The 24,964-nt window shown below is 64.9% G+C and carries 21 protein-coding genes; 17 read left to right on the top strand and 4 right to left on the bottom strand.

Going from position 1 to position 24,964, the window contains the following annotated elements; translation table 11 throughout:
* Positions 1-29 precede the first annotated feature (29 nt).
* Together BOO69_RS06845 and purL are read left to right on the top strand one after the other, a co-directional pair.
* Positions 30-935: a LysR family transcriptional regulator gene (locus BOO69_RS06845; protein WP_071971487.1), complete on the top strand. Its 906-nt coding sequence runs from the start codon at positions 30-32 to the stop codon at positions 933-935.
* 310 nt (positions 936-1,245) lie between these two features.
* Positions 1,246-3,405: a phosphoribosylformylglycinamidine synthase subunit PurL gene (gene purL, locus BOO69_RS06840; RefSeq protein WP_071971484.1), complete on the top strand. Its 2,160-nt coding sequence runs from the start codon at positions 1,246-1,248 to the stop codon at positions 3,403-3,405.
* Positions 3,406-3,458: 53 nt separating this feature from the next.
* Here purL and BOO69_RS06835 read toward each other — a convergent pair whose 3' ends face one another.
* Together BOO69_RS06835 and BOO69_RS06830 are read right to left on the bottom strand one after the other, a co-directional pair.
* Positions 3,459-4,718: a vWA domain-containing protein gene (locus tag BOO69_RS06835; RefSeq protein ID WP_071971482.1), complete on the bottom strand. Its 1,260-nt coding sequence runs from the start codon at positions 4,716-4,718 to the stop codon at positions 3,459-3,461.
* A gap of 60 nt (positions 4,719-4,778) precedes the next feature.
* Positions 4,779-5,687, bottom strand: coding sequence for an AAA family ATPase (locus BOO69_RS06830; protein ID WP_071971480.1), 909 nt, complete (start codon positions 5,685-5,687; stop codon positions 4,779-4,781).
* A 234-nt stretch (positions 5,688-5,921) separates the two neighbouring features.
* On the opposite strand from BOO69_RS06830, the gene BOO69_RS06825 reads away from it, so the two are divergent.
* The 9 genes from BOO69_RS06825 (at position 5,922) to BOO69_RS06785 (ending at position 16,194) form a co-directional block, all read left to right on the top strand.
* A complete protein-coding gene (locus BOO69_RS06825) occupies positions 5,922-6,956 on the top strand; it encodes a glycosyltransferase family 2 protein (RefSeq protein ID WP_071971478.1) in 1,035 nt (344 codons plus the stop codon).
* Complete coding sequence (locus BOO69_RS06820; protein ID WP_071971476.1) at positions 6,953-7,597, top strand: sulfotransferase family protein; 645 nt, start codon at positions 6,953-6,955, stop codon at positions 7,595-7,597. The genes BOO69_RS06825 and BOO69_RS06820 overlap by 4 nt, the downstream gene beginning before the upstream one ends.
* Positions 7,588-9,942 carry a glycosyltransferase family 2 protein gene (locus tag BOO69_RS06815; RefSeq protein ID WP_071971474.1) on the top strand — a complete coding sequence of 785 codons (2,355 nt, stop codon included), beginning with the start codon at positions 7,588-7,590 and terminating at the stop codon, positions 9,940-9,942. Before BOO69_RS06820 ends, BOO69_RS06815 begins: the two co-directional genes overlap by 10 nt.
* Before the next feature lies 1 nt (position 9,943).
* A complete protein-coding gene (locus BOO69_RS06810; protein ID WP_237267582.1) occupies positions 9,944-10,666 on the top strand; it encodes an FkbM family methyltransferase in 723 nt (240 codons plus the stop codon).
* The gene (locus tag BOO69_RS06805; protein WP_071971472.1) at positions 10,667-11,716 is read left to right on the top strand and encodes a glycosyltransferase family 2 protein; all 1,050 of its coding nucleotides are present in this window, start codon (positions 10,667-10,669) and stop codon (positions 11,714-11,716) included.
* A 102-nt stretch (positions 11,717-11,818) separates the two neighbouring features.
* Positions 11,819-12,751: a phosphoadenosine phosphosulfate reductase gene (locus tag BOO69_RS06800; RefSeq protein WP_071971470.1), complete on the top strand. Its 933-nt coding sequence runs from the start codon at positions 11,819-11,821 to the stop codon at positions 12,749-12,751.
* Between the two features lie 71 nt (positions 12,752-12,822).
* The gene (gene pyrC / locus BOO69_RS06795) at positions 12,823-13,854 is read left to right on the top strand and encodes a dihydroorotase (protein ID WP_071971468.1); all 1,032 of its coding nucleotides are present in this window, start codon (positions 12,823-12,825) and stop codon (positions 13,852-13,854) included.
* Between the two features lie 12 nt (positions 13,855-13,866).
* Positions 13,867-14,544: an orotate phosphoribosyltransferase gene (locus BOO69_RS06790; protein WP_071971466.1), complete on the top strand. Its 678-nt coding sequence runs from the start codon at positions 13,867-13,869 to the stop codon at positions 14,542-14,544.
* Between the two features lie 150 nt (positions 14,545-14,694).
* Positions 14,695-16,194 carry a replicative DNA helicase gene (locus BOO69_RS06785; RefSeq protein WP_071971463.1) on the top strand — a complete coding sequence of 500 codons (1,500 nt, stop codon included), beginning with the start codon at positions 14,695-14,697 and terminating at the stop codon, positions 16,192-16,194.
* A gap of 105 nt (positions 16,195-16,299) precedes the next feature.
* Here BOO69_RS06785 and BOO69_RS06780 read toward each other — a convergent pair whose 3' ends face one another.
* Both BOO69_RS06780 and BOO69_RS06775 read right to left on the bottom strand, forming a co-directional pair.
* Positions 16,300-17,613 (bottom strand): alpha/beta hydrolase family protein, encoded by a 1,314-nt coding sequence (locus BOO69_RS06780; protein WP_071971460.1) that lies wholly within the window; start codon positions 17,611-17,613, stop codon positions 16,300-16,302.
* Between the two features lie 71 nt (positions 17,614-17,684).
* Positions 17,685-18,419: a sterol desaturase family protein gene (locus BOO69_RS06775; protein ID WP_071971458.1), complete on the bottom strand. Its 735-nt coding sequence runs from the start codon at positions 18,417-18,419 to the stop codon at positions 17,685-17,687.
* Positions 18,420-18,481: 62 nt separating this feature from the next.
* On the opposite strand from BOO69_RS06775, the gene BOO69_RS06770 reads away from it, so the two are divergent.
* The 6 genes from BOO69_RS06770 (at position 18,482) to BOO69_RS06745 (ending at position 24,856) form a co-directional block, all read left to right on the top strand.
* Positions 18,482-19,819, top strand: a complete 1,338-nt coding sequence (locus tag BOO69_RS06770; protein ID WP_071971456.1) for an MBL fold metallo-hydrolase — start codon at positions 18,482-18,484, stop codon at positions 19,817-19,819.
* A gap of 31 nt (positions 19,820-19,850) precedes the next feature.
* Complete coding sequence (gene alr / locus BOO69_RS06765) at positions 19,851-20,885, top strand: alanine racemase (protein ID WP_071971454.1); 1,035 nt, start codon at positions 19,851-19,853, stop codon at positions 20,883-20,885.
* A complete protein-coding gene (locus tag BOO69_RS06760; RefSeq protein ID WP_071971452.1) occupies positions 20,885-21,328 on the top strand; it encodes a paraquat-inducible protein A in 444 nt (147 codons plus the stop codon). Before alr ends, BOO69_RS06760 begins: the two co-directional genes overlap by 1 nt.
* A 185-nt stretch (positions 21,329-21,513) precedes the next feature.
* Positions 21,514-22,248, top strand: coding sequence for a DNA repair protein (locus BOO69_RS06755; RefSeq protein WP_071973693.1), 735 nt, complete (start codon positions 21,514-21,516; stop codon positions 22,246-22,248).
* Positions 22,249-22,301: 53 nt separating this feature from the next.
* Positions 22,302-23,921, top strand: coding sequence for a peptide chain release factor 3 (locus BOO69_RS06750; RefSeq protein ID WP_071971450.1), 1,620 nt, complete (start codon positions 22,302-22,304; stop codon positions 23,919-23,921).
* The gene (locus tag BOO69_RS06745; protein ID WP_071971448.1) at positions 23,918-24,856 is read left to right on the top strand and encodes a glycosyltransferase family 2 protein; all 939 of its coding nucleotides are present in this window, start codon (positions 23,918-23,920) and stop codon (positions 24,854-24,856) included. Before BOO69_RS06750 ends, BOO69_RS06745 begins: the two co-directional genes overlap by 4 nt.
* Positions 24,857-24,964 lie beyond the last annotated feature (108 nt).

The raw sequence follows: 24,964 nt of genomic DNA, 5'->3' as shown, positions 1-24,964 counted from the left end.
GACAGCCAAAGCCAACGAAAGCGCCGATCATGGATTGGGACAAACTCAGAATCTTTCACGCCGTGGCCGATGCGGGGTCGCTCACCCATGCGGGTGACAAGCTGAACCTGTCGCAATCCGCCGTCAGCCGCCAGATCCGCGGGCTCGAGGAACAGCTCAACACCAACCTCTTTCACCGCCATGCACGGGGCCTGATCCTTACCGAACAGGGCGAATTGCTCTTTGACGCGACCCGCTCGATGACGAAGCGGGTCGATGCCGCCACCGCCCGCATCCGCGACAGCGAGGAAGAAGTCTTCGGCCAGCTGCGGGTGACCACCACCACCGCCTTCGGCACGCTCTGGCTGGCGCCGCGGATGCCCAAACTCTACGAGAAGTATCCGGACCTGTCGGTGGACCTCATGCTGGAGGAGCGGGTGCTCGACCTGCCGATGCGCGAGGCGGACGTGGCGATCCGCATGAAGGAACCCAGCCAGGCGGACCTGATCCGCAAGAAGCTGATGATGATCCGCATGTGTCTCTACGCGACGCCGGCCTATCTCGCCGCCAGCGGGACGCCCAAACGGCTCGAGGACATTCAGGACCACCGGCTGATCTGCCAGAACACCGACAGCGCCCAGGTGGCCGCCGGCCAGAACCTTGTCCAGCAGATCATGCTGAACGACGTGCGGTCGCTGCTCACGGTGAACAACTACTTCGGTGTGCTGCAAGGCGTGCTGCACGACCTCGGGATCGGCGTCCTGCCCGACTACCTTGTGCAGGATTTCCCCAATCTGGTGCAGGTGCTGCCGGATACCGAGTCGGCGGATGTGCCGGTCTTCCTCGCCTACCCCGAGGAACTTCGGCAGTCCAAGCGGGTCGCCGCCTTCCGTGACTTCGTGCAGGACGAGATCATCACCTACCGTAAGCGCATGCGTGACAAGGAAAACGCCTGAGCCATGCGCCAAGCGCATACCCGGCATGCTGTCGGAATCGCAGATCCGACTTGATCCGATGCACGCTGCTGCCTAATTGGGCGGTATGAAGATTGAAGCGCTTCGAACACGTTTCTGGCACTTCGCTTCATACCTCCCTGTTGGACTTGGGCCGAGCTTCGTGCTCGGCCTTTTTTTTTGCCCGTCACACGGTCCGAGGCAGGATCGCCCGCTGCGCCACCCGGCGACGCCGGTCGGGCCGCTTTGCCCTTTTCCCCTCACCCCGGTTGAATTAAGACGGGCGCAGCGACGCCACCGGGGATACCATCACATGACCGAACCTGAGATCACGCCAGAGATCATCAAAGCGCACGGGTTCACGCCCGACGAATTCGCAGAGGTGAACAAGATTCTCGGGCGTGCCCCCAACTACACCGAGATGGGCATCTTCTCGGCCATGTGGAACGAACATTGTTCCTACAAGTCCTCCAAGAAATGGCTCCGTACCCTGCCCACGACAGGCCCGCAGGTCATCTGCGGCCCCGGCGAGAATGCCGGTGTCGTGGACATCGGCGATGGGCAGGCGCTGGTCTTCAAGATGGAAAGCCACAACCACCCGTCCTACATCGAGCCCTACCAGGGGGCAGCCACCGGGGTCGGCGGCATCCTGCGTGATGTCTTCACCATGGGCGCGCGTCCCATCGCCGCGATGAACTCGCTCAGCTTCGGCCGGCCCGACCACCCCAAGACACGCCAACTGGTGCACGGCGTCGTGGCCGGTGTCGGCGGCTACGGCAACTGCTTCGGCGTGCCCACCGTGGGCGGCGAAGTCCGTTTCGACGCGGCCTACGACGGCAACTGCCTGGTCAACGCCTTTGCCGCCGGGCTCGCGGATGCGGACAAGATCTTCTACTCAGCGGCCTCGGGCGTGGGCATGCCGGTCGTCTACCTCGGTGCCAAGACGGGCCGCGACGGCGTCGGCGGGGCAACGATGGCATCGGCCGAGTTCGACGACACCATCGAGGAAAAGCGCCCCACCGTGCAGGTCGGCGACCCCTTTACCGAAAAACGGCTGATGGAGGCGACGCTTGAGCTGATGGCGACGGGTGCCGTGATCTCCATTCAGGACATGGGCGCAGCGGGCCTGACCTGCTCGGCGGTTGAAATGGGCGACAAGGGCGGTCTGGGCGTGCGCCTGAACCTCGAAGCCGTCCCCCAGCGCGAAGCGAACATGACCGCCTATGAAATGATGCTGTCCGAATCCCAGGAACGGATGCTGATGGTGCTCAAACCCGAGCTCGAGGCCGAGGCGCGCGCGGTTTTCGAGAAATGGGATCTGGACTTCGCCATCATAGGCGAAACGATCGCCGAGGACCGTTTCCTCATCACACTCAACGGAGAGGTCAAGGCGGACCTGCCGCTGAGCAAACTCGCCTCTACCGCTCCCGAATACGACCGCCCGTGGGAGGAGACCCCGGCGGCCGAGCCGCTTACCGACGTTCCCGGCGTCGATCCGATCGACGGTCTGCGCGCCCTGCTGTCCGATCCGAACTACGCCTCCAAGGCGTGGGTCTACGAGCAATACGACACCATGGTGATGGGCGACACCGCCCGCACGCCGGGTCTGGGCGCGGGGATCATTCGCGTACACGGCACCGACAAGTCCATCGCCTTCACCTCGGATGTCACCCCGCGCTACGTCAAGGCGAACCCGGTAGAAGGCGGAAAGCAGGCGGTCGCGGAGGCCTACCGCAACCTGACCGCAGTCGGCGCCACCCCGTTGGCAACCACCGACAACATGAACTTCGGCAACCCCGAGAAGCCGGCGATCATGGGTCAGTTCGTGGGGGCGATCCAAGGGATCGGCGCCGCGGTCGAGGCGCTGGACATGCCCATCGTCTCGGGTAACGTGTCGCTCTACAACGAAACCGACGGCACCGCGATCCTGCCGACCCCCACCATCGGCGCGGTCGGTCTCATTTCCCACCCGGACGAGATAATCGGCTGCGAGGTCCGCGACGGCCATGTCGCCCTGATGCTCGGAGAGACGACCGGCCACCTCGGCCAGTCTGCCGTGCTGGCGCGCGTCTTTGGCCGGGTCGAGGGCGATGCCCCGGCGGTGGATCTGGCGGCCGAGAAGGCCCATGGCGATTTCATCCGCGCCAACCGCGCGAACATCAAGGCCTGTACCGACCTCAGCGATGGCGGGCTCGCCCTGGCCGCGTTCGAACTGGCGGAGAAATCCGGCGTCGGCGTCACCCTCGACGCGGCCGACACCCCGACGCTTTTCGGAGAGGACCAGGCCCGCTACCTGATCGCCTGCAACTTCGACCAGGCCGAGGCGCTGATGATCGCGGCGGCCCGCGCGGGCGTGACATTGGTCAGCGTCGGCAAGTTCGGCGGCAGCGATGTCAGTTTCGGCGGCGTTTCGGCCCCCTTGGCCGACCTGTCGGACCTCTATCGCAAGACCTTCGCCGCAACATTCGCCTGATCCCGCGGCGCGGGCCGACGGCGTGCCGCGACAGGGCGGCGCGCCGCGGGCGCTCAGGCTTCCAACGCCCCCATTAGGCGGGTCTTCTCGCCGGTGTCGTCGGGTCTGGATATCACCGCCGCCAGTTCTTCCAGTGACGCGATCGAGTGACCGGCGCGGAAGCTGTCCACATGGGGCAGCATCGCGCGGATTCCCGCGGCCTTGGGCGCGAAACCGTCCCACCGCAGCAGGGGATTCAGCCAGATCAGCCGCCGGGCGGTCAGGTGCAGACGCTGCATCTGGCGTGCGAGGTCCTCGGGCGCGTCGCGGTCCAGCCCGTCGGTGATCAGAAGGACGACAGCCCCCTGCCCCATGACCCGCCGCGACCAGTCGCGGTTGAAGGCCTCGAGGCAGGCACCGATGCGCGTGCCCCCTTCCCAGTCCTGCGCTTCGGCCCCGGCGGCAGCAAGTGCCGCATCGACGTCGCGGGTCGCGAGATGGCGGGTGATGTTGGTCAGCCGGGTGCCGAAGGTAAAGGCATGCACCTGTGCCCATCCGGCGCCACGCGCGTTGCTGACCGCGTGGAGGAATTGCAGGATCACGCGGGAATACTGGCTCATCGAGCCGGAGATGTCGCACAGCACCACGAGGTTGGGGTAGCGCGGTCGCGGCGTCCGGTAGGCCAGCCTGTCCATCTCGCCCCCCCGCCGCAGCGCGGCCCTGAGGCTGCGGGCAGGGTCGATCCGCCCCCGCTGCGATGCCATCGCACGCCGCGAAGGGATCGGTTTCACCGGCAGCTTCAGCCGTGCAAGCATCCGTTTCGCCTCGGCCATCTCGGCGAGGCTCATCTGCTCGAAATCCAGCGTCTTGAGCCGCTCCGAAGCGGACATGGTCAGGCTGGCGTCGACCTCGATCAGCGCGTCCTCGTCGCGCGGCTCCTCCGCGTCTTCGGCCGGTGGGGCCTCCGCGCCGTCCAGCAGGGCCTCTGCCGCCCGTTTCTCGGCGGCCTGCGCGGGCCGGTCCTCCTGAACGCCGCGGATCGCGGGCAGCATGGCGGCCATCATGTGCTCAAGGTAGCGCGGGTCACGCCAGTAGAGCCGGAACAGCTGCGCAAAGACGCGCCGGTGCTCGGGCCGGTTCACGAAACAGGCGTGCAGCGTCCAGTAGAAATCCCGCCGGTCGGTGAATCCCGCCGCTTCGACCGCCCGGATGGCGTCGATCACACGGCCCGGCCCGATGGGCAGGCCCGCCCGGCGCAGGGCGCGCGCGAAATGGGTGATGTTCCCCGCAAGCTTGGGGTCCTCGGGAAGGTCGAGCGGCGGGTATTCAGGCATCTGCCGTTTCCTGGGGGCGCTGCCCCCAGACCCCCGGAGGTATTTCGGGCATAAAGAAGATCACGCCGGCCCGAGGCTGGCACGCGCTTGGTCAAGGATGCGCTTGGCCTCGGAGCCTTGCAGTTTCGCGATATCGTCCTGGTATTTCAGAACCGCCCCCAGCGTGTCGGCGATCACCTCGGGCGAGAGCGTCAGAACGTCCAGTGCCAGCAGGCATTTTGCCCAGTCGATGGTCTCGGCCACGCCGGGTTTCTTGAACAGGTCCTCGGTGCGCAGCTGCTGCACGAAGGCCACCACCTCGCGGCTCAGCGCCTCGGCGGCTTCGGGCGCGCGGGCAGAGAGGATCTCCATCTCCCGGTCAAAGCCGGGATAGTCGACCCAGTGATAGAGGCAGCGGCGCTTCAGCGCGTCGTGAACCTCGCGGGTGCGGTTCGAGGTCAGGATCACGATCGGAGGTTCCGGCGCGGTGATCGTGCCCATTTCGGGAATCGTGACCTGAAAATCGCTCAGCGCCTCGAGCAGGAACGCCTCGAAGGGGGCGTCGGTCCTGTCCAGCTCGTCGATGAGCAGGATCGGCGCGCCCCGCGCGTCCGGGCGCAGCGCCTGCAGCAAGGGCCGTTCGATCAGGAAGTCGTCGGTGAACAGCGACGTCGTCAGCGCCGGGCCGTCCGCGGCACCCGCAGCCTCGGCGCTGCGGATGGCGATCATCTGTGCCGGAAAGTTCCATTCGTAGACCGCGGACGCCGCATCCAGCCCCTCGTAACACTGCAGGCGGATCAGGCGCCGGTCGAGCCCTGCCGCGAGCGCCTTGGCGATCTCGGTCTTTCCCACCCCCGCCTCGCCTTCGAGAAAGAGCGGCCTGCCCAGCTTGAGCGACAGGAAGACGACCGTTGCCAGCGGCCTGCCGCAGACATAGCCCTGTGCGTCCAGCATTTTCTGGACCGCATCGATGGATGTGATGTCGTGCATGAAACCTCCCCAACTGGCATCAAAGGTGCATCTGTGCCTTGCCGGGTCAAGGTGCCAAAAAGTGCCGTATCGCCACCCGGTGTCCTGCATCGACGCGCCAGATTGACGCGATTCCGTGACGCTGCCATACTCTTTGTCGAATAATGACGAGGGTCGGGGCCTGTTGCCACCGACACCCGGAGGCGGATGATGGGACAGACCACAGACACCCCCCCAGCGTTGGGCAGCTAGGCCATGGGCATCACGGCCGTCACCTGCGTCAAGAACGAAGGGCCCTTCCTGCTGGAATGGATCGCCTTCAACCGGGTCATCGGGGTGACCGATTTCCTGTTCTATTCCAACGATTGCACCGATGCGACCGACCTGCTGCTGGACCGGCTGGCGGCGCATGGCCTTTGCGCGCATCTGCCGAACCCGGCGACCAACCGCAATTACCAGATGCAGGCGCTCAAGGCGGCGCGGCGGCACCCGCTGGTGCGGCAGGCCGACTGGGTCTGGATCGCGGACGTGGACGAATTCCTGAACATCCACGTGGGCGATCACACGATCCCGGCGCTGGTCGCGGCCTGCGGCAACCCCAAGGCGATCTCGATCACCTTCCAGTTCATGGCGAACGGGGGGCTGGAAACCTTTGCGGACGCGCCGGTGATCTCTCAGTTCCTGCGCAGCCACAATCCCGATATCTGGTGCGCCGAGACCGCGATCGAGGTCAAGAGCCTGGTAAGACGGGATTTTCCGCTGGAGTACTACGGGGCGCACCGCCCCTTTCACGACGAGGCGAAGGAGCGGCCGCGCTGGACCGACGGCGCCGGCCGCCCCGTGCCGCCGCCGTTCCGCAAGCGGCTGAACAAGCGACGCATCCGGGCCTTCCCCGCCCGCGGCGCGCGGGCCTTCGCCACGCTGAACCACTACGCGCTGCGCTCGCTGGACAGCTATCTGGTGAAGAACGATCGCGGCGACGTGAACCGCGAGCACCGCGCTTTCGACGACACTTACTGGCGGGAGCGCAACGACGGCGCATATTTCGATGACAGCATCCTGCGCTACCTGCCCGCCCTCGAGGCCGAGATGGACAGGCTCATGGCGCTCGACGGTGTGGCGGTCCTGCACGCCGAGGCGGTCCGGCTGCACCGGGAGAAACGCGATGCGTTGCTGGCGCAGGACAGCTACCGCGAGATGCGCGACCAGCTGCGCCCGGCCAGCCCCTATGCCGCGTCCGAAGCCGCCCTGCGCGAAGAGATCGGCCTGCAACCGGGGGAAACCCTGTGAGCCGCTTGCGTGTCGTCAATCTCGCCCTGCCCAAGACCGGCACCACCACCCTCACGGATGCGCTGCGCGAGGCCGGTCTGACCGTGGCGGACTGGAAGATCCGGCCGGGTCAGAGCACCCGCACGGACATTCCGCGCCAGCACGTGGGCAAGGTGATCTACGAGGACTATTTCGCGACCGGCGACCCCCTTGCCCGGCTCGATGAATTCGACGCGATCAACGAGATGTCGGCGGTGCGCGAGGACCGCTCGCTCTGGCCGCAGACCGACTGGGGCCTGATCAGCGCCATCGCCACGCATCATCCCGGCGTCCGGTTCCTGCTCACGACCCGCGACCCCGCGCGGGCCGCCGACAGCATGATGCGCTGGAACAACCTGGGCAAGCGGCGTCTCCCGCAAGCCGACATACCGGGGCTGCCGCGCGGCTTCGGCGGTTCCGAGGCGGAACTGGCCCGCTGGATGGAGGGACACTACGCCTTCTGCCGCCGTGTCTTTGCCGGCGCGGAAAACTTCATGGAATACGACATCGAGGACGCCGACGCGCCCGATCGGATCGGCAGGTATCTTGGACTGAACCTGCCCTGGTGGGGGCAGAGCAACGTGGGCAAGGCCCCGCGCAGGAGGCAGGCTGAATGCGGCTGACGCTCTTCATCGGACCTTCCGAAAAATCGGCCATGCGGCTGCGGGGCCTGTTCAAGGAGAAGGAAGGGGCGCTGGCCAAGCAGGGGGTCATCGCGCCCGACTGGAACCATGTACGTCTTTACGCCGCATGTGCCGACGCGGACGAGGTCAGCGTGCTGCGGCACAAGCGCGGGCTCGACAATCCGCTGGTCCAGCAGACGCTGACGGCGGAGTTCCGGACCCTCCTGAGCAGGGAACTGCCCGAGATGAAGGGCGATCACGTGGTGCTTGCCGCGGCGCAGCTGGGCAGCCTGCTGTCTTCTCCTGCCGAGGTGTCCCGGCTGCACGCGCTGATGTCGCCGCACTTCGACCGCATCGACATCGTCGCACATGTCGACGAACAGGCCCGCGCCCTCGCGCATCACTACAACCTCGCGGTGCTGGAAGGGCGGCGTCGCAACCTGGATCAGGAGCTGGCGCTGGCGGGTCAGACGGACTGGTGGCAGGCGGCCCTGGCCCTGCGTCAGGAGAACGACAGCTACCTTGCGCAGTTCAACGACGTGCAGTGCCCCCCGTTCTGGCTGGACTACACGGCATTGCTGTCGACCTGGGAAGACGTGTTCGGCGAGGGCCGGGTCACGCTGCGCCCGCTGGACCTCGACACGTTGTGCGCCGACAGCGGGACGGCGGAGCTGGAGAACGTGCTGGGCGTCAGGGGGCTGGGAAAGGCAGAGACCGACCGCATCCCCCAGCCGGAAGCCGCCGCATCGCTGACCCGCATCCGCCAGATGAACGAGGGGCTTTTCCGTTATGCCCGCGCGCGGCAGATCATCATCGACCGCGAGTTTTGCCAGCAAGTACGCATGAACGTCCGCGTCGGTGGCCCGCCCATCGCACCGGGAAGCCTGCACGCGGTGTCGCGCCATTTCGCCGCCGCCAATGCCGCGCTGGTCGACCGTTTTCCGGACCTGAAGACCGCGCTGACACCGGATCCGCCAGAAAATGATTGGCAGGAAGCCGACCCGACCATGGGATTCCGTGCGACCCAGTATCTGGCCGCCTTCGCTTTCGGCATCCAGAAGAACGCGATCCCCGTCGCCAGCAAGAAGGCGGAGGCCGCAGCCGTGCAGGAAGCGGCCGGCAAATTCGACGATCTGCTGCCCGGCGACGATACCGACCCGACGGCGCAGGACGCGAACACCCGCCTGCTGAACCGGGTCAAGGTCAACCACCAGATGGTGCTCTCCACCCAGTTCCGCCCCCACAACAACCTCGGCGCGGTGAACGAGGAAGAGCTGGGCGCGGCCTATGACCCTGCCCCGCCCCGTGCGCTCCCGCCCGGATCGACCGGCAACGTGATCGTCGGCTGCATGAAGAACGAAGCGCCCTACATCGTCGAGTGGATCGCGTATCACCGTGCCATCGGGGTCGACAATTTCCTCATCTACACCAACGACTGCAGCGACGGCACCGACGCGGTCCTCGGACGCCTGCAGGAGATGGGGGTGATCGAACACCGCAACAACGACAACTGGAAGGGAAACTCCCCCCAGCAGTACGCGCTGAACCAGGCGCTGAAGGAACCGGTGATCCGCAATGCGGAATGGATCATCCACATCGACGTGGACGAGTTCATGAACGTGCGGACGGGCAACGGCACGCTGGACGATTTCTTTGCCGCGGTGCCCGATGCCACCAATGTCGCGATGACGTGGCGCCTTTTCGGCCACAACGGTGTGACGGAACTGCGCGACGACTTCGTCATCGACCAGTTCGACACCTGCGCGCCGAAATACTGCCCCAAGCCGCACACGGTCTGGGGCTTCAAGACCATGTTCCGCAACATCGGCGCCTACGCTAAACTGTCCTGCCACCGGCCGAACAAGCTGGCGCAACCCTTTGAAGACAAGGTGAAATGGGTCAACGGATCGGGCCGCGACATGACCCGCGACGCCGCCCACAACGGCTGGCGGTCCTCCAAGAAGAATGTCGGCTACGACCTTCTCCAGCTCAACCACTATGCGCTGCGGTCCGCCGAATCCTTTCTGATCAAGCGTCAGCGTGGCCGGGCCCTGCACGTGGACCGGTCGATCGGGATCAACTACTGGATCAGGATGGACTGGTCCGATTTCCGCGACATCACGATCAAGCGCAACATCCCCCGCGTTCGGGCGGAATACGAGCGCCTGATGCAGGACAAGGTTCTGCGCGCCGCCCACGAAGCGGGGTTCAGATGGCACAAGGCCAAGGCGGCCGAATTGCACGACATGCCGGAATTCCGCGATCTCTACACCCAGGCGCTTGAGATCAAACTGAACGAAACGGAGCGGGTCGCCTATGCGCTCTCGCTCGACATGGAGAGCTGAGATGGATGGCAACCCGGTCGATACCCCCCCGCGCAAATCCGGCGGCGCGGCCAATGCGCAATTCGTGATGTCGCGGGGGATGCGGTTTCCCAAGCATCCCGACATCATTCAGGGCCGCGTCCGCAAGCTGCTGCGCACCAACCAATACGAGGCAAAGGAGACCGAAGCCGCCCTGAGGGTCGTGCGGGAAGGCGATGTGGTGATGGAACTGGGCGCGGGGATCGGATACATGTCCACGCTGGTTGCCACCAAGCGCAAGATCGCCTCCGTCCATTCGTTCGAGGCCAATCCGCACCTCATCCCCTATATCCAGACCGTCCACGCCGCCAACGGGGTCGGGAACGCCGAAGTGACCAATGCCATCCTGGGGCCGCGCAAGGGCACGGTGGATTTCTACGTCCGTGACGCCTTGCTCGGCTCGTCCCTTCAGGTGCTCGAAGGCGAAGTGGACCCGCCCGCCACCAAGGTCGACGTGTTGAACATGAACACGGTGATGAAAGACATCAAACCCAACGTGCTGATCTGCGACATCGAGGGGGCCGAGGCGGACCTGATCCCGCAGATGGACCTGTCGGGCCTGCGCGCCGCGATCCTCGAAACCCATCCCCAGTGGATCGGCCCGGAGGGGATCAACAAGATCTTCAAGGCCTTCATGGACGCGGGGCTCGCCTATTACCACCGCGGCTCGCAGGGCAAGGTCGTCTGTTTCCGCACGGACTGGTAAGTGACCCACGCAGCCCTTCTGTGCGTCCGCAACGAAGGCGCCTTCTTGCTTGAATGGCTGGCCCATCACCGCGCCGTGGGAATCGACCGGTTCGTGGTCTTTTCCAACGACTGCGATGACGGGACCGACGACATGCTGGATCACCTCGAGGGGTTGGGCTGGCTCAGGCACGTGCGCAACGACGGCCCCTACGACAAGGGCGGCATCCAGTTCACCGCGCTCAAGACGGCGGCCGGGCTGGAAGACGTCCGCGCGGCAAACTGGCTGCTGCCGCTGGACGTGGACGAATTCGTCAACATCCATGCAGGTGAGCATACGCTGGCCGACCTGCACGCCGCCCTTCCGGAGGCCACGGCGATCACCCTCACGTGGCGGCTGTTCGGAACCGGCGGGCACGTCCGCTATCAGGATGCCCCCGTGACCGAAACCTTTACCCGCTGCGCACCCGCCGTGCTGCACTGGCCTTGGCGCGCGGCGATGTTCAAGACCCTGTACCGCAACGACGGCACCTACCGGAAACCGGGCGTACATCGTCCAAGATCACCCGACCCCGACCGCCTGCCCGACGCACGATGGTTCGACGGGCACGGCCGCCCCCTGCCCGACCAGTTCAAGACCAAGCGCATCTTTTCCAATTTCGGACAGGACAACTACGGCCTCGCCCAGCTCAACCACTACCCGCTGGGCGCGCTGGAATCCTACGTGCTCAAGGCGGATCGAGGCCGGGCGGTGCATGCCGACGACCTGCTCGGGCTCGACTACTTCGTCGAGCGGAATTTCAACACCGACGAGGACACCAGCATCGGTGCCATCGCGCCGCGGCGCGATCAGGTGCTGCGGGATCTGCAAGCGGACCCGACGCTGGGCGGGCTCCACAAGACGGCGGTGGAATGGCGCAAGTCCCGTTTCGAGGCACTGATGCTGCAGGAGCCTTTCCGCGCGCTCTTCGGGCGGCTGATGATGGCCCAACCGACCAGACCGCTTTCCCGACAGGCGGCGCGGTTCCTGATCCATCACGCCAACCTCGCGCGGCAGAGCCAGGGCGACTAGCACCGATTCCGCGAAAATTCTCCCAATTTCTGCCTCATTCCTGCATTACTGCCTGCACAATCCCGCGTATCCGGCGTGGCAAGTGGCATCGAGGATGCAGCAATGGCTGACGAAAACCTGACACTGCAATCGTCCCTTGCGGGCCTTTCCAAACGCGATTGGCTCGCGGCTGTATCGAACCTCTGCGAGGAGGACGGCTATTTCGAACCCCTGGGCAAGCGCCACTTTGCCGCCTTCATCGAACGCGACCCGGTGCTGCTTGTCAGCTTCGAGACCATTCAGGGCATGCACGCCCTGTCGGATCTCGCGCAGCCGCTGGGATGGGAGATGGTACGCAACCGGAACTGGTCCCACCTGTGTCTCGCCAGCGACGGGGACACGTGGTTTCGCGATCGGGCCGTCTTCGGCTATTTCGACAGGCTGATTGACGACGGGTTCTTCGACGAATTCGAAACCGTCCTGTTCTACGGCGCGGGGCCTTGCGGCTATGCCGCTTCGGCCTATTCGGTCGCCTCTCCGGGCGCTGCCGTACTGGCCATCCAGCCGCAGGCGACGCTCGATCCGCGCGTGACGGAATGGGATCCGCGGTTTACCGACATGCGGATGCAGGATTTCACCTCGCGCTACGGATATGCCCCCGACATGCTGGATGCCGCCGACCGGGCGTTCGTGCTGTACGATCCGCGCGAGGCGCTGGATGCGATGCACGCGGCGCTGTTCACCCGGCCCAATGTCACCAAGCTGCGCATGCGCTTCATGGGCGACGCGCTCCAGACGGACCTGCTGGAGATGGAGCAATGGGCGCCCCTGCTCGAAGCGGCGGCGGACGGCAGCCTCGATTCGGACCTGTTCGCCCGGCTCTATCGCGCCCGGCGCGATTACCGGCCCTACCTGCGCAACCTGATGAACGCGCTCGACAACGACGATCGCGAAGGGCTGCTGGAACTGCTGTGCCGCAACGTGACCAACCGCATCGGCGGTCGCCGTTTCGTGAACCGTCTGGCGCAGATAGAAAAGGCGCGCGTGGCCCGCTAGCCCTCGCGCCGCCGCGTCCTGCCCCGCAAAGGATACTGGCCCCGCCCCTGCGGTTGTGCTAGCGCGTCGGCATGACACAGACCCTGACCATCCGCCGGCCAGATGACTGGCACCTGCACCTGCGTGACGGCGACATGCTGCGCGCCGTGCTGCCTCACTCCGCGGGGCATTTCGCCCGTGCGATCATCATGCCGAACCTCGTGCCTCCCGTGGTGACCGGCGCCGATGCCGCAGCCTACCGCGACCGCATCCGCGCCGCCCTGCCCGAAGGGTCCGCCTTCACCCCGCTGATGACGCTGTACCTCACCGAGAACACGGACGCAGGCGACGTGGCACAGGCCTACGCGGACGGGCTGATCCACGCGGTCAAACTCTATCCGGCCGGTGCCACCACCAACTCCGCCAGTGGCGTCACCGACTTCTCGCGCGTCAGTCACGTGCTGGAGAAAATGGCCGAAATCGGCCTGCCCCTGTGTACCCACGGCGAGGTGACGGATACGGCGGTCGATATCTTCGACCGGGAGGCGGCCTTCATCGACCGTGTTCTTGATCCGATCCGCACGGCCCATCCGGATTTGCGCGTCGTGATGGAGCATATCACGACCTCCGACGCGGTGGATTATGTCCTGGCCTCGGACCGGAACCTCGCCGCGACGATCACGACGCATCATCTGGTGATCAATCGCAACCACATCCTCGCGGGCGGTATTCGCCCGCATTACTACTGCCTGCCCGTGGCCAAGCGCGAAAGCCACAGGCTGGCCTTGCGGCGCGCCGCGACCGGTGGCGATCCGCGCTTCTTTCTGGGCACCGACAGCGCGCCGCACACCGATGCGAACAAGCTGCTTCCCTGCGGCTGTGCAGGCTGTTTCACCGCGCCCAACACGTTGTCGATCCTCGCCGAAGTGTTCGAGCAGGAGGACGCGCTCGACCGGCTCGAAGGCTTCACGTCGCTGCATGGCCCGGCCTTCTACGGGTTGCCGGTGAACGAGGAGACCCTCACGCTGGTGCGCGAAACGCCCGACTTCCCCGCCCACATCGACACACCGGACGGCCCCGTGACCGTCTTCGATCCGGCCATGCCGCTGCACTGGACCGCCTGAAGGAGCCTGCCCATGATCCCCACCAGCTTCCCCCCCGCCGAGGAGATGGCCCGCCTGACCGCCCGGATGCTGCTGGAGATCGGTGCAGTACACTTCAATGCGAAGGAGCCTTTCACGCTCGCCTCCGGCCTGCCGTCGCCGACCTATATCGACTGCCGGAAGCTGATCTCCTACCCCCGCATCCGCGCGACGCTGATGGATTTCCTGACCGTCACCGTGATGCGCAACGCGGGGTTCGAGGCCTTCGACAACATCGCGGGCGGCGAGACGGCTGGCATCCCCTTCGCGGCGCTGGTGGCCGAACGCATGGCGCTGCCCATGACCTACGTGCGCAAGAAGCCCAAGGGTTACGGCCGCAACGCCCGGATCGAAGGCGACATGACCGAGGGGCAGCGCGTCTTGCTGGTGGAAGACCTCACCACGGATGGCGGCTCGAAACTGAGTTTCGTGGACGCGATTCGCGACACCGGGGCGACCTGCGCGCACACGGCTGTGATCTTCTATTACGGCATTTTCCCGCAGACCGAAAAGACATTGGGGGATCATGGCGTTACCCTTCACGCGCTCTGCACGTGGTGGGATGTGCTGGCCGAAGCGAAGGCGCAGGGCGCTTTCGACGCCGATACGATGCGCGAAGTGGAAAGCTTTCTCAACGCGCCGCGAGAGTGGCAGGACGCCCGCAAATCCTGACAGAGACCCTACCGCATCTTGACCCGACCCCCTTGCGGCGGGCAAGATGTGGTGCGCGGGCGGTTCTCAACCACATATCCACAAAAACATACAATTTGCCCCCGCCCGCCCCGCTGCCTATGACAGCGGACGCAGTAAACGGGTGAGACAATGAACGAGATCACATCGCTGAACGCGAACGACATCGCCGTGCAGGCGCCGGAAACGATGCCGCATTCCATCGAGGCCGAACAGCAGCTTCTGGGTGCGATCCTGACGAACAACGACATCTACGATCGTGTCGCTTCGATCATCTCGGCGCGGCACTTCTACGATCCGGTGCACGCGCGCATCTACGACATCGCCGCACAACGGATCGCCAAGAACAACCTGGCCAGCCCGGTGACGCTGAAAGCGTTCATGGAAGACGACGAGGGCCTGAAGGAACTGGGGGGCCCCGCTTATCTGGCACGCCTTGCGGGGGCCGCGATCAGCGCCTTCGCGGTGCGCGACTACGCACAGATGATCTACGACCTCGCCGTGCGGCGCGACCTGATCCAGCTGGGCCGGGACATTTCCGCGAAAGCCGCGCAGGTGGACGTGAGTTCCGAGCCCCGGGAGCAGATCGTCGAGGCGGAACAGAAGCTGTACCAACTGGCCGAACAAGGTCAGGTCGAAAGCGGATTTCAAAGCTTTCTCAAGGCGGTGACAGACGCCGTTAATGTCGCCAACGCGGCCTACCAGCGCGATGGGGGCCTGTCCGGCGTCAGTACCGGGCTGATCGACATGGACGCCAAGCTGGGCGGCCTGCACCGGTCCGACCTGCTGATCCTTGCCGGCCGTCCGTCCATGGGCAAGACCTCACTGGCGACCAACATCGCCTTCAACGTCGCGAAGGCCTACAAGCGGGGCATCACGCCCGACGGCACCGAAGGCGCGGTCGACGGCGGCGTGGTCGGGTTCTACTCGCTGGAGATGAGCGCCGAACAGCTCGCCGCGCGGATCTTGTCGGAAGCCGCGGAAATTCCGTCCCAGCAGATCCGTTCGGGCGACATGACCGAAGCCGAGTTCCGCCGCTTCGTCGACGCCGCCAAGGCGCTGGAAGCCTGCCCGCTCTTCATCGACGACACGCCCGCCCTGCCCATCAGCCAGCTTGCGGCCCGCGCCCGGCGCCTCAAGCGCACCCACGGGCTCGACCTGTTGATCGTGGACTACCTGCAACTGGTCCGCGGCACCGGCAAGTCCGAGAACCGGGTGAACGAGATTTCCGAGATCACCATGGGTCTCAAGGCCATTGCCAAGGAACTGGACATTCCGGTGATCGCCCTCTCACAGCTCAGCCGTCAGGTGGAAAGCCGCGAGGACAAGCGCCCGCAGCTGTCGGACCTGCGGGAATCGGGCTCGATCGAACAGGACGCAGACGTGGTGATGTTCGTGTTCCGCGAGGAATACTACAAGGAGCGGGAGAAACCCGGCGACCACGAGCTGGAGAAAATGGCCGCTTGGCAGGAAGAGATGGAGCGCCTGCACGGTCGCGCCGAGGTGGTCATCGGCAAGCAGCGCCATGGCCCCATCGGGACGGTCGACCTGAGCTTCGAGGGGCGTTTCACCCGCTTCGGCAACCTCGTCAAACCCTGGCAGCAAGGCAACGGCAACGACCAGGAATTCTGATCGTCTGGCCCGGGTTCCGAGATCTTCAGGTTTTCCGGGCCGGTTGCGCCCACTGAACCTTCAGCCGATCAAGGGCACCGGCCTGATGCCGGTGCCCTTGTCTTGTCATTCGGGGGTCTTGACCTCGTAGACCAGCCCCTTGGCCGTGCCTTCCGGAAAACCTTTCCAGTAGCTGTGGTCTTCCTTTTCCGTGCCGTCCTCGTTCATCGACCAGGTGCCGTCGTTCGAGTTCTCGACCAGGTCGAGGTAAGTGCCCGCTTCGGCGTCGCCCTTGAGATGCTCGTCCAGCCAGGCCGTCACGAAGTGCTGGGCGATGTTGTTCATCCGCGCCGTGTTCCACACCGGGTCGGTGTAGTGCTCCGAGATGTTGAAGCCCTTGTCCTCGTTGAAATAGTAGCTTTCTTCCGGCGCGGGCATGGGCGCACCCGCGTTGTGACCCGCGTTGATGTAGGTCAGCAGCGCCGTTTCAACGCCCGAGACGTTTTCCCAGATCGCGCGCACGCCCTTCTCGTAGAGAGAGGTGTCGTCTTGCGACCCTGCGATGAACAACATCGGGATCTTTACCCCGGCCAGACCTTCGGCATCCCAGAAGCCGGTGTTCATGCCCCAGGGGCCAAAGGCGACGGCGGTCTTGATCCTGTCGTCGAAAAGATCCTCGTGGGTTTCCGAACCGGCCTGATGGATACCCAGCGTGCCGTGCGGGCCGCCCCAGCCATATCCGACCGACGCCTCGGTCACGCCGCCGCCGGCGGTGATGACCGCGCCGTAGCCGCCCATCGAATAACCGACCAGCCCCGTGTTCCCGGCATCGTAGAGGCCGGCGAACTCGCCGCCATCGGCAGCCTTCTGTGCCATCTGCTCGAGCACGAAGAGCTGGTCCAGAGACCGGTTCACCAGTGTCGACCCGAAGGCCGCCTGCGTGCGGTAGGTACTGTCCGTATGGTCGATGGAGGCCACCACGTACCCCTTGGACGCCAGGTTCTCGGCCAGGTGGGACAGCAGGAAACGGTTGCCCGGATATCCATGGCTGATCAGCACCAGCGGATAGGCCTCTTCACCGGCGGCAGGCTCGGCATCGCGGTGGGCCTTGCCGACCAGCGTCACTTCGGTCGTGCCGTCGCGGAGATAGGCCTGCAAGCTGGTGTCCCCCTCGGCCCCTTCCGCCGCCGGATACCACATCTCGACCGTCAGGGGCCGATCGTAGCGCGGCCATTCGGCAGGTTTCTCCGCCTGCGGGTCGATCGCGAGAATGTCGATCTGGTCGGGGTTCACCATCTCGAGCGTGCGAACCCCGACCGTCAGGTCGCCGTAGCCGGCAAGTTCCGGGGCGTTGGGCAGTTGCGTGTCGATCCGGTTCTCGGCCAGTGCGCCCTGCGCGCCGAGTGCCACCGCGGCGGTGGCGATGATGTAATGCTTCATGTTCCTCTCCCTTTGTCGATGCCACGACCTTAGGCACCTTCCGGGGCAGGGCAAGGGAAGTTCGCGTGACGTTACGGAGACTTCACATTTCCGGCCTGGGCCACCTCCGCCGCGCTGATGCCGAACCGCGGCGCGAACCGCGCCCGTGCCGCGACCAGCCGGGAGTCGTCCGGCCGCAGGCCCAACGTCCGGATGAAATCGACGCGCTGGCGTTGTTTCAGCGCCTCGCGGTCGATGTCCGTCCCCATCGCACGGTCGATTACCCGTCCCCCCGGGCTGACGTGAAACCAGCGCGAAAAATCGCGGAAGTGATGCTGGTTGTGCAGCCGCGTCACCTCGGCGGCGACGCGCGACTTGGGGATGTTGAGGTGTGCGGTCATGTGGAACCATTCGTAGACCATGAACATGGCCACCCCGCCTACCGGCACGATGGCCACCGCGACCCACATCGGCTGCGTCACCCCGACGAGAGCGGCGATCCCCCACACCAGTAAGAAGTTCGCCGCCAGCATCGGCAGCGCCACCCAGGCGGGCACGAAGAACAGCCCCGTGTTCGTCGGAAAATCGTGGTGACCGTAGTGTGCACGGTACAGCAGGTCGAAGGCCCATTGCCGACGCGGCGGCGGCAGGTGAAAGACGAAACGATGCAGGTTGTATTCGTTCAGAAGCTGCGCCCCGATCCCGAGCGGCACCAGATACCAGGCCCATGCGGGGCCGGCCAGCAGCAGCGCGACAACCCCGCAGATCCACGCCAGAGCCATCATGACCAGCGCGGGATGGCCCGCCATGATCCTGAGCCGCTGCATATGCTTTACCCCCTTGGCCGTCTTGGTTAGACGGTGGCAACCCCTGACTGCGGAGCATCGTGATGCAGATCGAATTCGTCAACCACGCCTCGGTCCTGATGACCCATGGTCAGGTCGCCCTGCTGTCCGACCCGTGGTACAACGGCCCGGCCTTTCACAAGGGCTGGCGGCTGCTGGTCGAAACACCCGACGATCGCATCAGGGAACTGCTGTCGCGGGTCACGCATATCTGGATCAGCCACGAACATCCCGATCACTTCTCGGTCGGCTTTTTCAAGCGATGGGGCGATATGATCCGCCAGCGCGGCATCAAGCTGCTGTTTCAGGACATCGACGACCAGCGCGTGGCCTATTTCCTCCGCGCCGAAGGATTCGACCTGACAGAGCTGACCTTTGGCAAATCCTACGAGTTGGGCAAAGACGTATCGGTGACCTGTTTCAAGGACGAATTCTACGACTCGGCGCTTTCGGTGCGGATGGGGGATACCCACGTTCTGAACCTCAACGATTGCGCGGTGCGAACGATCGCGCGCGCCGAAGAGGTGCGTGCAGCGGTCGGAACATGCGACATCCTGCTGACCCAGTTCAGCTATGCAGCCTGGAAAGGCGGGCGCGAGAACCGCGACTGGCGCGAGGCGGCAGCGCAGGAAAAGCTGAACAATATCAAGATACAGGCGGAAGTTCTTGAACCCAAAACCGTCATCCCCTTCGCGAGTTTCGTCAGCTTCGCCCACGAACGCAACGCCTATCTGAACGACGCGGCGAACCGCCCGGAAGACGTGATCGAGGCCTTCCTCGAAGCGCCATTCGATCTGTGCGTCATGCAACCCGGCGACGTGACGGACGGCCGCGTGCGTCCCGGCCAGAACGCGGCCGCCGTCGCGTACTGGGCGGCGCAGTACGACCGTGCGGGCCAGGACCTCATGACCTACGACACGGTGGACGAGGATACCCTGCGCGCCAGTTTCGCCAAATGGCGCGAGAGGGTATTCGCCAACAACTCGCGGGCCGCCATGCGGCTGGCACAGGTCGCTTCGCCGATCCGCGTGCTGCAGCCGGTGGTCGTGCACCTCGACGATACCGGGCAAAGCTGGCGCATCGACCCGCCGCGCGGCACGCTCGACAAGACCGACGATCCCGCAGACCTGACGATGCATTCGGAAAGCCTGAACTTCCTGTTCTCGAATTCCTTCGGCTTCGATACGCTGGGCGTCAACGGCACCTTCGAGGAAGCGCGCGAGGGTGGATTCTCCCGCGCCGCACGATCCATTTCGATCGAAAACCTGAACAACCTCGGCATCCGTTTCGGCCCCGGCCTGTTCCTGAACCCCAAGATCGTGGGGATTTTCCTCGACCGCCTGCGCGGTGTAAGCGCCCGGATGAAGCGCAAGACCGCGTGACCACACCATTGCGACAGGACCAACACAGACCATGAGCTCACCGACCCTCACCATCGACCTGCCCGCCATCGCCGCCAACTGGCGCGCGCTCGACGCCCTGTCCACCTGCGAGACGGGCGCGGTCATCAAGGCGGATGCCTACGGCCTCGGGGTGGCGCGGGTGGCACCGGTACTGGCCGACGCCGGGGCGCGGACCTTCTTCGTGCATTCCGCCGAAGAGGGCGTGACCCTGCGCCGGGTGATCGGCCCCGGTCCCGCGATCAACGTCTTTTCCGGCCACATGCCGGGCGACGCCGACATGATCCGCGAGGGCAACCTCGTGCCGATGATCAACTCCGTCGATCAGCTGCTGATCCACGTGGAGGCCTTGCCGGGCCATCCCTTCGGCCTGCAACTCGACAGCGGCATGAACCGGCTGGGAATGGAACCGGCGGAATGGGCCGCCCTGCGCGACATCGCGCTGGCACAGAAGCCCACGCTCATCATGTCGCATCTCGCCTGCGCCGACGAGCCGGACAATCCGATGAACGCGATGCAGCTGCAGAACTTCACCGACATGACCGAGGGGCTGGACGTGCCGCGTTCCATGGCCGCGACGGGCGGCACGATCCTCGGCCCGGCATTCCACTTCGACATGACCCGCCCCGGCATCGGTCTTTATGGCGGCCTGCCTTTCGTCGATGCAACACCTGTGGTCACGCTGGACCTGCCGGTGGTGCAGGTGCGCGACATCGCGGCCGGGGAAACCGTGGGCTACGGAATGACCTTTACCGCCCCCGCACCGATGCGGATCGCCACGGTCAGCGGCGGCTATGCCGATGGCCTGATCCGCGCGATGGGCAATGTCGCCACCCTCACCCATGACGGGCACAAGTTGCCGCTGGCGGGCCGCGTGTCGATGGACATGCTCACCGTCGATGTGACCGCGCTGGACGAGGTCCCGGAACACCTGCAACTGATCGGTCTTCACCAGTCGATCGACACCGTCGCCGGTTTCGCCGGAACAATCGGCTACGAGGTTCTGACATCGCTCGGCCCCCGGTACGACAGGGTCTACCTGCGCTGATGCTCAGGGCGGCGAACCTGACGCTGCTGGTGCTCTATCCCATCGCCTGGACCGCGCCGCTGATGCGCGCAGGACTGCTGCCGATCTTCGGGATGGACGAGATTTCGGTCTTGACGGGTCTGGCATCGCTTTGGACCACGGACATCCCGCTGGCGCTTCTCGTCACTTTCCTTGCCCTCTTCGCGCCGTATCTGAAGACGATCGGGCTTGCGCTGATCCACTTCCGCCTGCTCAGTCATCGCGCCTTGCCGGCCCTGCAATTGCTGGGAAAACTGGCGATGGCGGACGTGTTCCTCATCGCGCTTTACGTCACTTTGGCCAAGGGAATCGGCGTCGGCCGCGTCGAAACGGCATGGGGTCTTTACCTGTTTACTGGCTGCGTGATCGGTTCTATTTTGATCGGCCTGCGCACTGAACAATCCCGCTCGGGCGCGCGGGATTGACGCCGAAACCGCGACAATCCCGCCCTTCGGTATGTCATAGTACGCGTAGGCGTTAACTTTTCGGGCAAAATTTAGTTTTTTTATGGCAATGCGACCCGATCAGCATAAACTTGCCTATAACGACGGTTTGCGGAGTAAAGTTTTTGTTACATGTTCAGGCGGCCCTTTATCTGGTCCAATACCTGATGCAGCGCCTCGCGTTGGCAGTCTTCCTGCTGGCCGCACTCGCGCTGTTGGGCGCCACGCTGATGGCTGCATTCGGCCAGTGGTCGTGGATCAGCATGACCGTTTTCTTTCAGGGCGAGCCCGTCCCCGAAGCCGGAATGTACGCGCAGATCGGCCTGACGGTTCTTGCCGTGGGCCTGTGTTTCTTCCTGCCGTCGAACCGCCGCATCATGCAGCTCGAGAATTCGCATCGCTCGTTTTCCATCGGGATGCGTGACGTCGCCCAGGCCTATCACGTCGTACACGCCGCGGACCGCGCCCAGACCTTCAAGATGAGTTCGGAGTTCGACGCCGTCCGCGAACGCCTGGCCTACCTGCGCGATCACCCGGATCTCTCGACGCTCGAGCCGAGCCTGCTGGAGGTCGCGGCGCAGATGAGCCATATCAGCCGTGAACTGGCGCAGGTCTATGCCGACGAGAAGATCGCCCGCGCGCGCAGCTTCCTCGAGCAGCGCCAGCAGGAAATCGAACTCTTCAACAGCAGGCTGGAACAGGCCAAGAGCATCTCCACGGAACTGAAGCACTGGGTTCACGAGGTGGAGCTGGAAGAGAGCGTGGCGGCAGCGCAGCTGGACCGCCTGCGCGCCGAAATGCAGGAGATCATGCCGGAGCTGGGCCTTGAGAAGACCGTCCGCACGGATCCGACGGCGATCGACAACACCATCGTCGACCTGCAGCCGAAAGCGGCCGAATAACCACCCTCAGGTCGCGCTTGCCCCGGCACCATGGCGAATATATACGCCGATCCATGTTGGACAGCCCCAAGAACCGCCCCGAACTGCCGCCCGAAATCGCGCGGCGCCGCACCTTTGCGATCATCTCGCACCCGGATGCGGGCAAGACCACGCTGACGGAAAAGTTCCTGCTGTTCGGCGGCGCCATCCAGATGGCCGGGCAGGTCCGGGCCAAGGGCGAGGCACGGCGCACGCGGTCGGACTTCATGGCGATGGAAAAGGACCGCGGGATTTCCGTTTCCGCCTCGGCCATGTCCTTCGACTTCCGCGGAAAGGACCGCACCTATCGCTTCAATCTGGTGGATACGCCGGGCCACTCGGACTTTTCCGAGGACACCTATCGCACGCTGACGGCGGTGGATGCGGCGGTTATGGTCATCGACGGCGCCAAGGGCGTCGAGAGCCAGACACAGAAGCTGTTCGAAGTCTGCCGGATGCGCGACCTCCCGATCCTGACCTTCTGCAACAAGATGGACCGTGAATCGCGCGACGTGTTCGAAATCATCGACGAGATCCAGGAAAATCTCGCCATCGACGTGACACCGGCCAGCTGGCCCATCGGCCAGGGCCGGGACTTTATCGGGTGCTACGACATCCTGCGCGACCGGCTGGAGCTGATGGACCGCGCCGACCGCAACCGCGTGGCTGAAAGCATCAGCATCGAAGGTCTGGACGACCCTAAGCTGGCCGAGCATGTGCCGGCTGACCTGCTGGAAAAACTGCGCGAAGACCTCGAGATGGTCCGCGAACTGATGCCGTCCCTCGACCCGGCACTCATGGCCGAGGGGTCGCTCACGCCGATCTGGTTCGGCAGCGCCATCAATTCCTTCGGCGTCAAGGAACTGATGGACGGCATCGCCACCTACGGACCGGAGCCGCAGATCCAGTCCGCCGAACCGCGCCAGATCCTCCCCGAGGAAAAGAACGTCTCCGGCTTCGTTTTCAAGGTTCAAGCGAACATGGACCCCAAGCACCGCGACCGGGTCGCCTTTGTCCGGCTCGCGTCGGGGCATTTCACCCGCGGCATGAAGCTCACGCACGTGCGCAGCAAGAAGCCCATGTCGATCACCAACCCGGTCATGTTCCTCGCCTCCGACCGGGAACTGGCCGAAGAGGCATGGGCCGGTGACATCATCGGCATTCCGAACCACGGCCAGTTGCGCATCGGCGACACGCTGACCGAAGGCGAGCAGATCAAAGTCACGGGCATTCCCTCCTTCGCGCCCGAACTGCTGCAGGGGGTGCGCGCGGGCGACCCGATGAAGGCCAAGCATCTGGAGAAGGCGCTGATGCAATTCGCCGAGGAAGGCGCGGCCAAGGTCTTCAAGCCCGCGATCGGGTCGGGCTTCGTCGTCGGGGTCGTCGGGCAACTGCAGTTCGAGGTTCTGGCGAGCCGGATCGAACTGGAGTACGGGCTGCCGGTCCGTTTCGAAGCCTCGCAATTCACATCGGCCCGCTGGGTCAACGGCCCCAAGCAGGCCGTGGACAAGTTCACCGAGGCCAACAAGCAGCACATCGCCCATGACCACGACGGCGACATCGTCTACCTCACGCGCCTGCAGTGGGACATCGACCGCGTCGAGCGCGATTATCCGGACGTGCGCCTGACCGCGACCAAGGAAATGATGGTGTGAGCCCGCGCTGGGGTCTTGTCGCGACGATCAAGGCCGAAGCCGAGGAAATCCTGCGCTTTGCCGCCTACCACATCGAGGCCGGTGCGCATCGCCTGTTCATCTACCTCGACGAACCCTGCCCCGCGGCGCAGCGGGCGCTGCAGGACCACCCCAAGTGCCGCGTGACCCTGTGCGACGCTGCGCACTGGAAGCCGCTCATCGGCAAGCGCCCCGTCAAGCATCAGTCGCGACAGACCCTGAACGCCACGCAGGCCTATGCGCGGGCGCAGGACGTGGATTGGCTGGCGCATATCGATGTCGACGAATTCCTCGTCAGCGACCGGCCGGTGGCCGATCACCTCGCCCTGCTGCCTTCCCACGTCCAAACCGCCCGCGCGCGTCCGATGGAGATGCTGGGAGGCGATGGCACGGCCTTCAAACGGTTCATCCCCAACGGGCCTGACCGGGAGCGCATCGTGAACGCGGTCTACCCGACCTTCGGAGAATACGTGAAGGGCGGCTTCCTGAGCCACCTCGCCGGGAAAGTCTTTGTCAGGACCGGAATGGAGGGCATCACGATCCGGATCCACAATGCCTTTCGCGGACCGGACATGATCGACGACACGCAGGAACTTGACGGCCTGCGCCTGGCCCATGCCCACGCCAGATCTTGGGAGGATTGGCAGGCCGCATACAGGTTCAGGCTGGAAAAGGGATCCTACCGCGCCGATCTTGGCCCCGCCAAGCCACGGGCGCGCGGCGGCCTGACACTGAACGAATTCTTCGCGATCCTCGAAGCGGAGGACGGCGAAGCGGGGCTGCGGGCCTTCTACGACGAGGTCTGCGCCGATACGCCGGACCACCGCGCGCGGCTGGCCGCGCACGATCTGCTGCACCGGACCGATCTAAAGTTAAGCACCCATTTGGCAACGCATTTCCCCGGTTGGTCTGACTAGGGCCGCATCTGTTTGACCGCGCCCCATTATGTTGCTATGGGAGCACAACATGCAGCGGCAGTGCCGCCTTGGGCCACGGGGGCCTGCATGACTGCTGCTGCGGGCCAA

Source organism: Sulfitobacter alexandrii (assembly GCF_001886735.1).
Lineage (GTDB): Bacteria > Pseudomonadota > Alphaproteobacteria > Rhodobacterales > Rhodobacteraceae > Sulfitobacter > Sulfitobacter alexandrii.
This window is presented reverse-complemented; position numbering and strand designations above follow the sequence as displayed.